Annotated in this window: 11 protein-coding genes; 5 read left to right on the top strand and 6 right to left on the bottom strand. The window is 71.6% G+C overall.

Annotated features, from left to right (window positions below):
• Window positions 1-21: 21 nt before the first annotated feature.
• From AB0D18_RS08735 to AB0D18_RS08745, 3 genes are all read right to left on the bottom strand, one after another.
• Complete coding sequence (locus AB0D18_RS08735; RefSeq protein ID WP_362414717.1) at window positions 22-993, bottom strand: ABC transporter permease; 972 nt, start codon at window positions 991-993, stop codon at window positions 22-24.
• A 65-nt stretch (window positions 994-1058) separates the two neighbouring features.
• Window positions 1059-2555 carry a sugar ABC transporter ATP-binding protein gene (locus AB0D18_RS08740; protein ID WP_362414399.1) on the bottom strand — a complete coding sequence of 499 codons (1497 nt, stop codon included), beginning with the start codon at window positions 2553-2555 and terminating at the stop codon, window positions 1059-1061.
• A gap of 407 nt (window positions 2556-2962) precedes the next feature.
• The gene (locus tag AB0D18_RS08745; protein WP_362414400.1) at window positions 2963-4144 is read right to left on the bottom strand and encodes an ROK family transcriptional regulator; all 1182 of its coding nucleotides are present in this window, start codon (window positions 4142-4144) and stop codon (window positions 2963-2965) included.
• Between the two features lie 303 nt (window positions 4145-4447).
• Between AB0D18_RS08745 and AB0D18_RS08750 the strand changes: the two genes are divergently transcribed.
• Window positions 4448-6883, top strand: a complete 2436-nt coding sequence (locus AB0D18_RS08750; RefSeq protein ID WP_362414402.1) for a FlgD immunoglobulin-like domain containing protein — start codon at window positions 4448-4450, stop codon at window positions 6881-6883.
• 186 nt (window positions 6884-7069) lie between these two features.
• Here the strand turns inward: AB0D18_RS08750 and AB0D18_RS08755 are convergent, their stop codons facing one another.
• Entirely contained in the window at window positions 7070-8041 is a 972-nt protein-coding gene (locus tag AB0D18_RS08755; RefSeq protein ID WP_362414719.1) for a beta-ketoacyl-ACP synthase III, read from the bottom strand.
• 256 nt (window positions 8042-8297) lie between these two features.
• Between AB0D18_RS08755 and fdhD the strand changes: the two genes are divergently transcribed.
• Window positions 8298-9128, top strand: coding sequence for a formate dehydrogenase accessory sulfurtransferase FdhD (gene fdhD, locus AB0D18_RS08760; protein WP_362414404.1), 831 nt, complete (start codon window positions 8298-8300; stop codon window positions 9126-9128).
• A gap of 96 nt (window positions 9129-9224) precedes the next feature.
• On the opposite strand, the gene AB0D18_RS08765 is transcribed toward fdhD, so the two are convergent.
• Both AB0D18_RS08765 and AB0D18_RS08770 read right to left on the bottom strand, forming a co-directional pair.
• Entirely contained in the window at window positions 9225-9629 is a 405-nt protein-coding gene (locus AB0D18_RS08765) for a (2Fe-2S) ferredoxin domain-containing protein (RefSeq protein ID WP_362414406.1), read from the bottom strand.
• On the bottom strand, window positions 9626-10687 hold the full coding sequence (locus AB0D18_RS08770; protein WP_362414721.1) for a bile acid:sodium symporter family protein: 1062 nt from the start codon (window positions 10685-10687) through the stop codon (window positions 9626-9628). The genes AB0D18_RS08765 and AB0D18_RS08770 overlap by 4 nt, the downstream gene beginning before the upstream one ends.
• A 111-nt stretch (window positions 10688-10798) precedes the next feature.
• Between AB0D18_RS08770 and AB0D18_RS08775 the strand changes: the two genes are divergently transcribed.
• The 3 genes from AB0D18_RS08775 (at window position 10799) to AB0D18_RS08785 (ending at window position 15615) form a co-directional block, all read left to right on the top strand.
• Window positions 10799-11695: a LysR substrate-binding domain-containing protein gene (locus AB0D18_RS08775; RefSeq protein WP_362414407.1), complete on the top strand. Its 897-nt coding sequence runs from the start codon at window positions 10799-10801 to the stop codon at window positions 11693-11695.
• 243 nt (window positions 11696-11938) lie between these two features.
• The gene (locus AB0D18_RS08780; protein WP_362414409.1) at window positions 11939-13738 is read left to right on the top strand and encodes a long-chain fatty acid--CoA ligase; all 1800 of its coding nucleotides are present in this window, start codon (window positions 11939-11941) and stop codon (window positions 13736-13738) included.
• Window positions 13739-14004: 266 nt separating this feature from the next.
• Window positions 14005-15615 carry an ABC-F family ATP-binding cassette domain-containing protein gene (locus AB0D18_RS08785; RefSeq protein WP_362414411.1) on the top strand — a complete coding sequence of 537 codons (1611 nt, stop codon included), beginning with the start codon at window positions 14005-14007 and terminating at the stop codon, window positions 15613-15615.
• Window positions 15616-15620: the final 5 nt, after the last annotated feature.

Below are 15620 nucleotides of genomic sequence, written 5' to 3' on the forward strand. Positions count from 1 at the left end.
GCGGGTGGGGATGGGGAGTTGTTAAGTGGATTCGCCGCGTACCGTGCGGCGCTGGACCAGGACGGCGGCGACGATGATCGCGCCCTTGGCGATCTGCTGGACGTCGCTCTGCAGGTTGTTGAGGGCGAAGATGTTGGTGATCGTCGTGAAGACGAGGACACCGAGTACCGAGCCGACGATGGTGCCGCGTCCGCCGGTGAGCAGGGTGCCGCCGATGATCGCGGCGGCGATGGCGTCGAGTTCGTACAGGTTGCCGTTGGTGTTCTGTCCCGAGCCCGACAGGACGATCAGCATGAAGGCGGCGATGCCGCAGCACAGGCCGGACAGCAGGTAGAGGTAGAGGCGCTGGCGGCGTACGTCGATGCCGGCGAGCCGGGCGGCTTCCGCGTTGCCGCCGACCGCGAGGGTGCGGCGGCCGAAGGTGGTGCGGTTGAGGATCAGCCAGCCGACGACGGTGACCAGGCCGAACACGAGGACCAGGGGCGGGATCCCGAGGACGTACGCGTCGGGCACTCCGAGGTCGAGGACCGACTCCACGGTGACGATCTGGGTCCTGCCGTCGGTGATCTGGAGGGCGAGGCCGCGGGCCGAGGCGAGCATGGCGAGGGTGGCGATGAAAGGGACCAACTGGCCGTAGGCGATGAGCAGTCCGTTGACGAGACCGCAGGCGGTGCCGACGATCACCGCGGTGAACAGGATGCCCGCGAAGCCGAATTCCTGTGTGGCGAGGGTCGTCGCCCAGACGGAGGCGAGTGCGACGATCGCACCGACGGAGAGGTCGATGCCGCCGCTGGTGATGACGAAGGTGACGCCGACGGTGACCACACCGATCACCGACGCCTGGGTCAGGATCAGTTGGAGGTTCCCGGTGTTCAGGAACTGGTCGGGCTTGGTGATGCCGCCGACGGTGATCAGGACGGCGAGCACCCCGAGGAGGGAGAGGTTGCGGACGTCGAGGCGCAGCCCGATGGCCCGCCAACCCCCGCTCGACAGGGGAGACTTGACGACCTTCTGCTGGTGCGGCTCGACGCCGGGCGCGTCGGAGACGTCGGACTGCGTCATGAGGCGGGGCTCCCTTCCATCACGAGGTCGAGTACGCGGTGTTCGTCGAGTTCGTGCGCGGGTGCGGTGTGTACGAGGCGCCCTTCGCGCAGGACCAGGACCCGGTCGGCGAGGCCGAGCACCTCGGGGACCTCGCTGGAGACGAGGAGTACGGCGAGGCCCTCGTCGGCGAGGCGGCGGATCACCGCGTACAGCTCGGCGCGCGCGCCGACGTCGACGCCGCGGGTCGGTTCGTCGAGGAGCAGGACGCGGCAGCCTCGCAGCAGCCAGCGGGCGAGTACGGCCTTCTGCTGGTTGCCGCCGGAGAGGGTGCGGATCCGGGCGTCGGGGTTGTCGGGCCTCAACGACAGCTCACGGGTGGCCTGTTGGGCGGCTCTCCGCTCGGCGGTGCGGTCCAGCCAGCCGCCGCGGGAGAAGCGGGAGAGGGCCGAGACCGAGACGTTGCGGGTGACGGATTCGAGCATGAGAAGGCCCTGCGCCTTGCGCTCCTCGGGGGCGAGACCGATGCCCGCACGGACCGCGGCACGGACGCTGCCGGTCTTCAACTGTCGTCCGCTCACTGCCACTTGACCGGCGGTCGGCCTGCGCGCTCCGTAGATCGTCTCCAGGATCTCGGAGCGCCCCGAGCCGACGAGTCCGGCCAGGCCGACGATCTCTCCGGGGTGGACGGTGAGGTCGAGTGGCTCGAACTCACCTTTTCTGCACAGCCCTTGGACGCGCAGGGCGGGCTCGGACCGGTCCTGCTCCCTCCGTGTCCGTCGCTCCGGGAAGACGTACTCGACGTTGCGTCCCGTCATGAGCGCGACGATGTCGCGGGTGGGGGTGGCACGGGCGGGCAGCCCGACGGCCACCGCGCGGCCGTCCTTGAGGACGGTGACGCGGTCGCCGATGCGGCGGATCTCCTCAAGCCGGTGCGAGATGTAGACCACGGCGACCCCGTCGGCGGTGAGGGCTGCGACGATCCGGAAGAGGTTGTCGACCTCGTCGGGGTCGAGGGCCGCCGACGGTTCGTCCATGACGATGAGGCGTACGTCGTGGGAGAGCGCGCGGGCCATCGAGACGATCTGCTGCTGGGCGGCGGACAGCGAACCGACGAGACGGGCGGCGTCGATCTCGGGGTGGCCGAGGCGGGCGAGGAGCGCGGTGGCCGCGGAGCGCGCGGCCCTTCCCCGTACGACGAACCCGGCGGTGGTCGGCTCGTGGCCGAGGAAGACGTTCTCGGCCACGGACAGGCCCTCCACCAGGTCGAGTTCCTGGTAGATGGTGGCGATGCCCAGACGCATGGCGGCGATCGGGGACTTGAGCCGGACGTCCCCGCCGGACCAGGTGATCTGCCCGCCGTCGGGCTGGTGTGCACCGGCGAGCACCTTGATGAGGGTGGACTTTCCGGCACCGTTCTGTCCGAGGAGGCAGTGCACCTCGCCCGGCAGGACCTCCAGGTCGACTCCGTCGAGGGCGCGGACGCCGGGGAAGGACTTGGTGATGGCGGACATGGTGAGGAGGGGGGCGGGGGCGGTGTCACTGATGGGGGCGGTATCGTGTGCGGGCCCAGGTCCGGAGGGCCTTGCGGGTGTGGGCCCGCCGGTTTCGGCCGAGCCGTCCGGCGGGGGTGCCGGTGGTGGTGTGTCCTCTGGTGCCATGACGTTTCCCCTCGGCGGATACGGCCGTGAGCGGACAGGGCGGTGCCAGGTGCGGGGGCGGGTGGTGCGGGTGGTGCGGGGGCGGGTGGGTACGGCTGGCGCCGGTGGGGGTGGGGGTTCCGGGCTGCGCCCGGTGCACGGCTGCGCCGCGCGTCCTCAAACGCCGGACGGGCTGGAGTGGCGGGACGGGCTATGGAGGTTGGACGGGCTGAAGGACTGCGTCGTAGGGGCTGGGGAAGGCAGGGGCTGGGACGGAGGCGTCAGGCCGGGGAGAAGACGTGGTCGCTGATCAGGCGGGCAGCGCCGATGACGCCTGCCGCCGGGCCCAGCTCGCCCAGGACGATGGGGAGGTTGCCGGTCGCCAGGGGCAGTGACTGGCGGTAGACCTGGGTGCGGACGCTGGCGAGGAGGTTGTGGCCGAGGCCGGTCACCCCGCCGCCGATCACCACCAGACCGGGGTTGAAGAAGCTGACCAGGCCCGCGATGACCTGGCCGACCCGGTTGCCGCCCTCCCGGATGAGCGCGAGGGAGGTCGCGTCGCCGGCCGCTGCTGCGGCGGCCACGTCGGCGGCGGTCAGGTGGCCGGCCGCGTCGAGGCGGCCCGCGAGTTCGGCGGAGTGGCCCGCGTGGGCGGCCGCCTCGGCGTCGCGGGCCAGCGCGGCGCCACTGAAGTGGGCTTCCAGGCAGCCCTTGTTGCCGCAGGCGCAGGGGCGGCCGTCCGGCTCCACCTGGATGTGGCCGATGTCGCCCGCGCTGCCCGTCGTCCCCCGGTAGACCTCGCCCGCGACGACGATGCCGCAGCCGATGCCGGTACCGATCTTGACGCAGAGGAAGTCGCCGACGGAGCGGGCGACGCCCGCGTGCTGCTCCCCCATCGCCATGAGGTTCACGTCGTTGTCGACCATGACGGGGCAGCCCAGTTCCTGGCTGAGTGCCTCGCGGACCGGGAAGCCGTCCCAGCCGGGCATGATCGGCGGGGCGACGGGGATGCCCTCGGGGAAGCGGACCGGGCCCGGGACGCCGATGCCTGCGCCGTCGAAGCCCTCCGCGATGCCGGAGGCCTTGAGTTTGGCTGCCATGGCGAGGGCCTGTTCGAAGACCGCGACCGGGCCTTCTCGTACGTCCATGGGGTGGTTGAGGTGCCCCAGGACCTCCAGCTCGGCGTTGGTGACGGCGACGTCGATGTGGGTGGCGCCGATGTCGATGCCGAGGAAGCGCAGTCCGGGGGCGAGCCGGATGTTGTGCGAACGCCGGCCACCGCGCGAGGCGGCGAGTCCGTCGGCGACGACGAGCCCCGTTTCGAGGAGCCGGTCGACCTCGACGGCCAGCTTGGAACGGGAGAGGTCGACCTGATCACCCAGCTGGGCACGGGAGTTGGGACCTCCGTCGCGCAACAGGCGGAGCAGCCGCGCCTGATGAGCGTTCGCGGGTCGAGCCGTCATACGCCTCACGTGCCCCCTCCTACCTCCGCGACCAGGGCCGCAGGCATCAACTGGCCTGTTCCTGCGGTGCTTTGGAGGGGAACGTAGCAGCGGCTGCCGGGGCTGGGAAGAAGTTGCGCAGGAATCTGGCACAACTTTCTCCACACCGAGGACAAAGGGGCTCAGGCACGTCCGGTTTGACCCACCATAAGCAGTTCGCGCATGTGTTCGAATACCGTGGGTCCGCTGTGCTACGTTGCGCCCTCTCCCGGGGGCTGTTCCGCGCCGAACGGCCTCCGCCTGATGTCTTTTTGGAGGAGCTGCGTGACCGCACAGCAGAAGCCGAACCGAAGACGATCGCTCGTACGCGGAGGACTCGCCGCCGCGCTGGCCCTGTCGGCCGCCGGCGGAGCCCTGCCCTTTCTCCTGACGGATGCCCACGCCGAGCCCGCCCCGCTGACGATCCCGGCCCCCGACCGCTTCGAGCCGGTCGCCAACCCGGTGTACGCGGCGGGGCCCGGCGGTGTCGTGGAGCGTACGGAGGTCAAGGACCAGAGCGCACTTGGTTACTACCGCTGGACCCCGGACGGCGGTACCCCGGTCGACCTGCCCGCCTCATCACCGTACGACGACGTCAACACGGTCGACGGAGCCGGTCATGTGTCCGTCACCAGCGGGGACATCGTCGCGATCTACGACTTTCCGAACAAGGTGCAGCTGAAGGACATGAAGTCCGCCGCCACCACCACGTACACGCTGCCGGACGGCCATTTCTACCGGGGCGTCTTCGGCTCCGCCGTGCTCACCGCCACCAGGGACGCGAACGGCGACAAGAACGTCCTGCACGTGCTGCACATGGCGGACGGCCGGCTCACCGACACCCCCGTCACCGGTCTGAACGGCTGGGTCGCCGAAGACGGCATGACGCTCGGCGGCGACGACCGCACGGCGGCGATCTCGTACGCGCACCCCGACGGCAGCCGCGGCATCGGCCTGCTGGACCTGGCCACGGCCAGGGTCACCCCGGTTCTTCCGGGCGCCACAGGCACGAACGCCCAGGTCGTCTTCTCGGACGCACACGTCGCCTGGTACTCGCCCGAAGGCGGCAACACCACGGCCCGCGTGGTGCCCCGCGCCACCCCGGAGGCGGCCGACACCCCGATCGAGCTCGGCGCGGGCGGCGAGGGCACCCCGCGCCTCGGTCTCGTCGGCGACTGGCTGCTGACCACGCGCCGGATCGAGCGGGCCGCAGACGACTTCCTCGTCCGGGAGGGCGCCCCGCTCACCGCCCTGCCGATCTCCGGCGGCGAGCCCAAGGCCCTGCTGGCGCACGCCGGCTGGCGCATGGCGCAGGTCCCTGGCGGCGGCCTGGCCGTCACCGGAGGTGCCTCGTCCCGGGACTGGGCCGTGCACCGGGTCGTCGTCGGCGACGACGGCGCGCCCGTACTGCGGACGGTGCGCGAGGTGGCGCCCAAGGAGGGCAGGCTCACCCGACTGTCGCTCACTGCCGGGCGCCTCGTCACGGCCGAGTCCGACACCACCTACCTGCCGGCGCTCTTCCAGCGGAACGTCACCCTCGCCGCCGCCCCTTCGGCGGGCGAGCGGTCGCTGCTTTCGCGCCCGGACGCGCGGACGACCGGCGAGAGCGCACAGCGCGTCTACGACTCCCGGCAGCCCGTCGGCACCGGAGACGGCCGTACCGTCCTCGCCACCACCGACGCGGACGGTGCCCAGGTACTGGTCGTGCTGGCCGCGGACGGCACGAAGACCGTCGTACCCGCCGTGGACCCGCAGACCGGCGAGAAGATGCCGACGGGCTCCGACCACTCCTCGGCCGTGCGCTCGGCCTCCGGCCGCTATGTGGTGTTCGGTGACAGCGGGCGCGGCCTGGAAGACCGGCAGTACGTCGTCGACCTGGACGCGCCCGGCGGGCCGAAGGTGGTGCGGGTCCGTCAGGGCCAGGGAGGGCTCGCGGTGTGGGGCACCCAGCTGTGGATGCCCGGTGACACGGCCGGCACGCTCCGGGCCTTCGACCTGAAGAGCGGCGCGGCGACAGAGACAGAGCCGATCACCGACAACGGCTGCGTGCCTCAGCAACTGCAGGCCGTCGGGCCCTGGGTGTACTGGGACTGCTACCCCTCGGGGTCCATCAGCACCGGTCACGGCGTCTACCACACACAGACCCGGCAGGGGTCGTGGGCCCCGCGCGGCACTCTCGGCGACAGCTACGTGGTGGCGTACGACTACGGCCGCGGCCGGCTCGATCTCACGCCGATCGGGGACGCGCCGCGCACCATCGAGGCGTTCGCCTCCCGGAACAACGGCCCGCTCGTGGGGGCCGACCGCTTCGGCGGCACGATCGCGTACGCGAAGGAGAACAGCGCCCGGATCACGGTGCTCGACTCGGGTGTCGCCACCTCCCCGGTGGCCGAGATCGAGTCGCGGGTCGACCAGTCCCTGAACCTCGCATCCGCGACCGACTCCGTGTGGGACGCCGACTGGCAGCTGTCCAAGCCGGTCACCGACGCCCGGGTGACGATCCGGAACAAGGCCGGGCACCCTGTGTTCACCGGGGCGGCCAAGGAGTACGCCGCCGCCGTCGCCTTCTCGTGGGACGGCCGGGCCGACGACGGCCGGTACGCCGGCGAGGGCACTTACACCTGGGAGCTCACCGGCACGCCCGCGGACGGCAGCGGTACCGCCCTGAAGGCCACGGGCCCGGTCGAGCTCACCACGCGTACGGAGACCGCGGCCCGCTGAGGCGCGGACAAGAGCGCCACATACGGCCTCGGGGGAAATGGTGATCGCCCCGGTCGGGCCGTGACCTGAGAAGGACCGCACGGACGGGGTGAGTCATGAAGCCGGCCCGGGTCCGTGCGGTCTGTTCCCCTCGTCCTTCTCGGGGAACACCACCACCCGCGCGTCCGCCGGGCGAGGGGGCAGGCCCTAGGGACAGCGCACGACCTGCCCCGCGTACGACAGGTTGCCGCCGAAGCCGAACAGCAGGACCGGAGCGCCGGAGCGGATCTCGCCCCGCTCAACGAGCTTGGAGAACGCCATCGGGATGCTCGCCGCCGAGGTGTTGCCCGAGTCGACGACATCGCGGGCGATCACCGCGTTGACCGCGCCGATGCGCTGGGCGAGCGGCTCGATCAGCCGGAGGTTGGCCTGGTGCAGGACGACTCCCGCCAGGTCCTCGGGGGCGATCCCGGCGCGCTCGCACACCTTGCGGGCGATCGGCGGGAGCTGGGTGGTGGCCCAGCGGTACACGGTCTGGCCGACCTGCTCGAAGCGCGGCGGCGTGCCCTCGATCCGTACCGCATGGCCCATCTCCGGTACGGAACCCCACAGCACCGGGCCGATCGCGCCCGCGTGCGTACCGGCGAAGCCCTCGCCGGCCGGCTGCTCGGTCGCCTCGACGACCGCGGCACCCGCGCCGTCGCCGACCAGGACGCAGGTGGAGCGGTCGGTCCAGTCCGCGATCTCGGTCATCTTGTCGGCGCCGATGACCAGCGCCCGGGTCGCGGACCCGGCCCGGACCGCGTGGTCGGCGGTGGCCAGCGCATGCGTGAAGCCCGAGCAGACGACGTTGAGGTCCATGACGGCGGGCGAGCCCATGCCGAGGCGGGCGGCGACCCGGGCTGCCATGTTGGGCGAGCGGTCGATGGCGGTGGAGGTGGCGACCAGCACAAGGTCGATGTCGGCGGGGGTCAGCCCGGCCGACGCGAGGGCCTTGGCCCCGGCGTGCGCGGCGAGCTCGTCGACCGGCTCGTCCGGGCCCGCCATGTGCCGGGTTCTGATGCCGACCCGGCTGGTGATCCATTCGTCGCTGGTGTCGACCAGCTTCGCCAGGTCTTCGTTCGTGAGCACCTTGGCCGGTTGGTAATGCCCGAGCGCAACGATCCGTGAACCGGTCATGCGGCGCTTCCACCCCTCATTGCGGACAGTCGGAGCGTCCCAGTCTTCTTTGTGACTCACCGGTACGAGGGTGCGTGAATCAACAGCATTCGCCACCCGGACTTTGGAGCTTCCCGCCCACCCCACGGACAATGGGCGTCGCCACACGCGCCTCCGCTCGTTTCTTCACCCTTTTTCACTCTTAGTCACTCTTCATCACCCTCATCAACTTCGTCATTCTCGTCATCCCTTCACCGTCGGGCAGGACTGAATCACCATGGGCCGGGTCACCGCACGCCGCCGTACCGTCCGCATCAGGGGCGGAGCCGTCTCCACCCGTCCGGACACACTGGTGGCCGAGGAGCCGCTGGAGATCCGGCTCAACGGGAAGCCGCTGGCCATCACCATGCGCACGCCCGGCGACGACTTCGCGCTGGCCGCGGGTTTCCTGGTCAGCGAAGGCGTGCTCGGCGACGGGGCGGAGGTCGCGAACATCGTCTACTGCGCGGGCGCCCAGGAGGACGGTGCCAATTCGTACAACGTGGTGGACGTCAGGTTGGTTCCCGGGACGCCGGTCCCCGACATCACCCTGGAACGCAACGTCTACACGACGTCCTCGTGCGGGCTGTGCGGGAAGGCCAGCCTCGACGCGGTCCGCACCCAGGCGCGCTTTCCGATCGCGGACGCTCCCCCGGTACGGGTGACGCCCGAGCTGCTGTCGTCCCTGCCGGACCGGCTGCGCGCGTCCCAGCAGGTGTTCGACAAGACGGGCGGGCTGCACGCCGCCGCGCTGTTCTCCGACACCGGGGAGCTGCTCGACGTACGGGAGGACGTGGGGCGGCACAACGCGGTCGACAAACTGGTCGGGCGGGCGCTGACGGACAGACGGCTGCCGCTGTCGCGGGCGATCCTGCTGGTGTCGGGGCGAGCGTCGTTCGAGCTGGCGCAGAAGGCGGTGATGGCGGGGATTCCGTTCCTGGCCGCGGTCTCCGCTCCGTCGTCGCTGGCCGTGGACCTGGCGCTGGAGACCGGTCTGACGCTGGTCGGGTTCCTGCGGGGGCCGAACATGAATGTGTACGCGGGCGAGGAGCGGATCCTCCTGCCGTAAGGGCTCCGTGCCCGGCGTCCCGTGCACGCGTCACGCCCCGTGCCCGGCGTCCCGTGCCACGCGTCCCGTGCCCGGCCTCCCGTGCCACGCGTCCCGTCAGCGCCTCTTTGAGGTGCGGTTCTCGACGGGTGCCGGGAAGAACTGGAGCTCCAGCGTCGCGGGCGGCTTCGCGATGCCGGGGCCGCCCGCCGCGACCCAGGCCAGGATCTCGTCCGTGGCGTCGTCGTCCAGCGCCCAGCCGACCCAGGCCGCCCGGCCGCCCCGGCGGCGCCCCTCGGTGGACGGCTGGACGACCACGACATTCGCCTGTCCGCAGGGGCCGAGGCAGTCGCTCGTACGGACGATCAGGCGGCCGCCGGACCCTGCCGCGGCCTCGCGCAGCCGGGCGAGCTGGCCCGCGTGGTCGGTGCCGGGGTGTTTGCGGGCGTCGCCGCAGCAGCAGCCCCTGCACACGGTGAGAGCGCAGGGGCGGGAGCCGAAGGTACGTATCGCTGAGGTCACCCGGTGATCTTGCCAGCCGTCGGCGCGGGACGAAATGACGGGCCCTGCTCATCCAGGTGGAGGCCCTCCTGCGGGAGGCCCTCCTGCGGAAGTACGTCCCTGCCGCGCCTGCGTGCGATCACCGCGCAGACCATCAGCTGCATCTGGTGGAACAGCATCAGCGGCAGTACCGCGAGGCTCGCGTGCGCCCCGAACAGTACGGTCGCCATCGGCAGCCCCGCCGCCAGGCTCTTCTTCGACCCGGCGAACTGAATCGCCACCCGGTCCGCCCGGCCGAACCCGAGCCGCTTCGTGCCGTACCAGGTCAGCGCCAGCATCGCCGCGAGCAGCACGGCCTCCACGGCGACCAGTACCGCCAGCCGGACCCCGGAGACCTGCTGCCAGACGCCCTGGACCATGCCGGCGCTGAAGGCCGCGTACACGACGAAAAGTATCGAGCCCCGGTCGAAGTAGCTCAGGCCCTTCTTGTGGCGGGTGACGAGGCCGCCGATCCAGCGGCGCAGCAACTGCCCCGCCAGGAACGGCACCAGGAGCTGGAGCACGATCCTGAGCAGCGAGTCCGTGGAGAAGCCGGCCGAGCCGCCGCTGATCAGGAGCGCCGCGAGGAGCGGGGTGAGGAGGATGCCGATGATGCTGGAGAAGGATCCGGCGCAGATCGCGGCGGCGACGTTGCCGCGGGCGATCGAGGTGAAGGTGATCGAGGACTGGATCGTCGACGGCACCAGGCACAGGAAGAGGAAGCCGTTGTAGAGCTCGGGCGTGAGGGCGTACGGGACGAGGGCCCGGCCGGCGAGTCCGAGCAGCGGGAAGGCCACGAAGGTGGCCGCAAGCACCGTGAGGTGCAGCCGCCAGTGCTTCAGTCCCTCCAGCGCCTCCGCCGTCGAGAGCCGCGCCCCGTACAGGAAGAACAGGAACGCGACCGCCCCCGTCGTGAGGTGCCCCAGCACTGTCGCGGCCGTGCCGGACACGGGCAGCAAAGTGGCGACGACGACGGTGCCGACCAGCGCCAGTATGTATGCGTCGACCGGCAGCCAGGAGGGCAGCTTGAGGCGGTTCATGGACGTCATCGTCCCTCCCCGCCCCCTGATCGGGAAACCCGTACACCGTGCTCACAGTTATCGCCGATTGCGATGGCACGGCGGGTGGGCCGCGCGCTAGCGTCGCGTCGTATGTACGAACCCACGCATCTGCGCACCTTCCTCGCGGTGGCCCAGACCTTGAGTTTCACCCAGGCCGCGCGCCGTCTCGGGCTGCGCCAGTCGACCGTCAGCCAGCACGTGCGGCGGCTGGAGGAGGAGGCCGGGCGGCGGCTGTTCGTACGGGACACGCACCGGGTCTCGCTCACCGAGGACGGCGAGGCGATGCTCGGCTTCGCCCGGACGATCCTGGCCGCGCACGAGCGGGCGGCGGCGTTCTTCACCGGGACGCGGCTGCGCGGGCGGCTGCGGTTCGGGGCGTCGGAGGACTTCGTGCTGACCCGGCTGCCGGAGATCCTGGAGACGTTCCGGCGCGACCATCCGGAGGTCGATCTGGAACTGACGGTGGAGCTGTCGGGCATTCTGCACCGGCAGTTGGAGAGCGGCCGGCACGACCTGGTGCTGGCGAAGCGGCGGGCGAACGACACGCACGGGGAACTGGTCTGGCAGGACCGGCTGACGTGGATCGGGGCGCCGGGGCTGCGGGTGGACGCGGAGCGTCCTGTTCCGCTGATCCTCTTCCCGGCACCGGCGATCACCAGGGCGCGGGCGCTGGAGGTGCTGGAGACGCACGGGCGGGCCTGGCGGATCGCCTGCACGAGCGGGAGCCTCAGCGGTCTGGTGGCGGCGGCGCGGGCGGGGCTCGGGGTGATGGCGCACACCCGGGGGCTGATTCCGCCGGGGCTGGCGGAGGTGACGTCGCGCGGCGGGCCTTCGGTGCGGGGCGGGGCGGCTGTCGCGCTGCCCGACCTGGGCACGGTCGACTTCGTGCTGCTGCACGGGACGAGGAGACCGGCGGCCCAGGAGGCGGCCCAGGCGCTGGCGGGGGCGATTCTGGGGGGGGCGGACCGGCTGCACAGGAGCGGTTGAGGGGTCTGCGGGCCACCGCGGCCGGACGGACATCCGTCCGATTCCGACGGCCGGGAACGCGCACCCGTAGGTGCCCGGTGGCCGCCGCGTACAGATTCCGTGGAGATTCCACTTGGCTCGACTTACCCGGAAGTAAGGTCGCCGTCCGAGGCTCCCGCACCGGGGCGCATTGGGGTACCGTCACCGGCGCTGTACGGAGCGCTACAAGGAGTCAGGTCATTGCGCGAGTTCACTGTCCCACCCATGGCTGCGTCTCCTCAGGTCGGCGGACTGGCGGACGTCGTGTTCAGTCACGCCGAGGAGGACCCGCACCGGGTCGCGCTGGGCCGCAAGTCCGCGGACGGCCACTGGCAGGACGTGACCGCCGCCGCCTTCCGTGACGACGTACTGGCGCTCGCGAAGGGGCTGCTCGCGCAGGGCGTGCGGTTCGGCGACCGCGTCGCGATCATGTCCCGTACGCGCTACGAGTGGACGCTCTTCGACTTCGCGCTCTGGGCGGTCGGCGCGCAGCCCGTACCGGTCTACCCGACCGCGTCCACCGAGCAGGTCTTCTGGACGCTGCACGACGCGGAGGCGGTGGCGTGCCTCGTCGAGCACGAGGACCACGCGATGACGGTGGCCTCCGTGATCGACCGGCTGCCGCGGCTGCAGCGGCTGTGGCAGCTGGACGCGGACGCGGTGGGCGAACTCGTCGCGTCCGGCGCCCAGGTGGACGACGAGGTGGTGCACCGGCACCGCCGCGCGGTCACGCCCGACTCGGTCGCCACCGTCATCTACACGTCCGGCACCACGGGGCGCCCCAAGGGCTGCGTCCTCACGCACGCGAACTTCATGACCGAGACGGACACCGTGATAGCCCGCTGGGAGCCGGTCTTCCGGTCCTCCCCCGGCGACGAGGCCTCCACGCTGCTCTTCCTCCCCCTCGCGCACGTCTTCGGGCGGATGGTGGAGGTGGCGGCGGTGCGCGGCAAGGTGAAGCTGGGGCACCAGCCGGCCATGTCCGCGGGGGAGTTGATACCCGACCTGGCGGCCTTCCGGCCCACCTTCATCCTGGCCGTCCCGTACATCTTCGAGAAGGTCTACCACGCGGCCAGGCGGAAGGCGGAGGCGGCCGGAAAAGCCGGCCCCTTCGACAAGGCAGTGGAACTCGCGGTCCGGTACGCGGAGGCGGTCGAGCACAAGGCGTTCGGTACCGGCCCCGGCCCCTCCGCCTCTTTGAGGATGCAGCACCAGCTGTACGAGAAGCTGGTGTACGGCAAGGTGCGCGACGCGATGGGCGGGCGCGTGCGGCACGCGATGTCGGGCGGCTCGGCGATGGAGCGGCGGCTCGGACTGTTCTTCGCGGGCGCGGGCGTCACCATCTATGAGGGTTACGGGCTGACGGAGTCGACGGCGGCGGCGACCGCCAACCCGCCGGAGCGCACCCGCTTCGGGACGGTCGGCCTCCCGCTGCCCGGTACGACGGTGCACATCGCGGACGACGGCGAGGTCTGGCTGCACGGCGGCCACGTCTTCATGGGCTACCTCAACGACCCGGTCGCGAGCAGGGCCGTCCTGCACGACGGGTGGCTGTCGACCGGTGACATCGGGGCCCTCGACGAGGACGGCTACCTCACGATCACCGGGCGGAAGAAGGAGATCCTGGTGACGTCCGGCGGCAAGAGCGTGTCGCCGACGGGCCTGGAGGAACGGGTGCGGGCGCATCCACTGGTCGCCCAGTGCATCGTCGTCGGCAACGACAGGCCGTACGTGGCGGCCCTGGTCACGCTCGACCTGGAAGCGGTCGACCACTGGCTGTCGATGCACAACAAGCTGCCGCTGGCCCCGAAGGACCTGGTCCGGGACCCGGACCTGGAGATGGAGGTCCGGCGGTCGGTGGTGGCGGCGAACACGCTGGTCTCGCAGGCCGAGTCGATCCGGACGTTCCGGATCCTGGCCCACCAGTTCACGGAGGAGCAGGGGCTGCTGACTCCGTCGCTGAAATTGAAGCGGAAGGCGATTGAGAAGGCTTACGAGGTGGAGGTCAACGCGCTCTATCGGTGAGCGGCGGGTCGCGGGCGCGTGCTCCGCAGCGGGCTAGGGGAGGTAAGGGGCAGGCATTTAGGGGCGCGGGGAACTGCGCGACCAGCCACGACGCACCCGCACGACGACCACCGGCCCCCGAAATCCGCCCCGCCCCGCGAAATCCGCTCGCGTGCAACCGCCCCCGCCCCCTACCCTCTCTCCCATGTCTACGCCCCGCGTTTCCTAGCTGAGGACCCACACCCACGTCACCCGTGTGTCCTCTTGCTGTTCCGGAGCGTAATTACATGATCACCGTGCGCGGTGCCGACATTCGTGTCGGCGTCCGATCCCTGCTGTCCGGCGTTTCCTTCCACATCGCCCCCGGCGACCGCATCGGCCTCGTCGGCCGTAACGGCGCCGGCAAGACCACCCTGCTGAACACCCTCGCCGGGCAACTCCCGCCCGCCGCCGGGGAGATCGCCCGCACCGGCTCTCTCGGGTACCTTCCGCAGGACTCCCGGGCCGCCGACCCGGCGGTCTCCGTGACCGACCGGATTCTCTCCGCCCGCGGTCTCGACCGTGCGGTGCGCGCCCTGCGCGCTGCCGAATCCGCCATGGCCGAAGCCGCGTCCGGCGCCGCCGAGCGCCGCGCCATGGCCGCGTACACCCGCGCCGAGGCCCACTTCCAGTCCTGCGGCGGGTACGCCGCCGAGGCCGAGGCCGCCCGCGTCGCCGCCGGTGTCGGCCTGCCCGCCCCCCTCATGGACCGTGCCGTCGGCGATCTCTCCGGCGGTCAGAAACGGCGCGTCGAGCTGGCCCGGATCCTCTTCGCCGACCACGGCACGCTGCTGCTCGACGAGCCGACCAACCACCTCGACGCCGACGCGGTCACCTGGCTGCGCGCCTTCCTGCTCGCCCACCGGGGCGGTCTCGTCGTCATCAGCCACGACACCCGCCTGCTCGCCGACACCGTCAACCGGGTCTTCCACCTCGACCCGGCCCGTACCGCCCTGGACGTCTACAACACCGGCTGGCACGCCCACCTCGCCCAGCGCGAGGCGGACGAGCGGCGGCGCACCCGGGAGCGGGCCGCCGCCGAGCGGAAGGCGGCCGCGCTGCACACCCAGGCGGACCGGATGCGGGCCAACGTCGCCACCGCCGTCGCCGCGAAGAACATGGCCCGGCGCGCCGACCGCATACTGACCGACCTGGCGCCCGTACGCCGCAAGGACAAGGTCGCGCGGATCCGGCTGCCGGAGCCCGCACCGTGCGGGCGGACGCCCCTCGGCGCGATCAGTCTGACGAAGTCGTACGGGATCCACGGCAAGCAGCGGGTCCTGCGCGGTGTCGACCTGGCCGTGGACCGGGGCAGCAGGCTCGTCGTCCTCGGCCTCAACGGGGCGGGCAAGACGACCCTGCTGCGCACCCTCGCCGGCCGCGAGGAGCCCGACTCGGGGCGCGTCGTGCACGGGCACGGTCTGCGCCTCGGCTATTTCGCGCAGGAGCACGACACGCTGGAGGCGGCCCGTACCGTACGGGAGAACCTGGCGTCGGCGGCCCCGCACCTCGACGAGGGCGAGGCCCGGCGGGTGCTGGGGGCGTTCCTGTTCACGGGGGACGACGCGGACAAGCCCGCCGGGGTGCTGTCGGGCGGCGAGAAGACCCGCCTCGCGCTGGCGGGCCTCGTGCACTCCGGGGCGAACGTCCTGCTGCTCGACGAGCCGACCAACAACCTCGACCCGGCCTCGCGCGGCGAGGTGCTGGCCGCGGTCGGCGCGTACCCGGGGGCGATCGTGATGGTCACGCACGACGAGGGCGCGATCGAGGCCCTGCGCCCGGACCGGGTGCTCGTGCTGCCCGACGGGACCGAGGACTTCTGGAGCCCGGACTACCTGGGGCTCGTCTCGCTCGCCTGACAAGG

The organism is Streptomyces sp. NPDC048442 (genome assembly GCF_040651475.1).
In the GTDB taxonomy this organism is placed as follows: Bacteria; Actinomycetota; Actinomycetes; order Streptomycetales; family Streptomycetaceae; genus Streptomyces.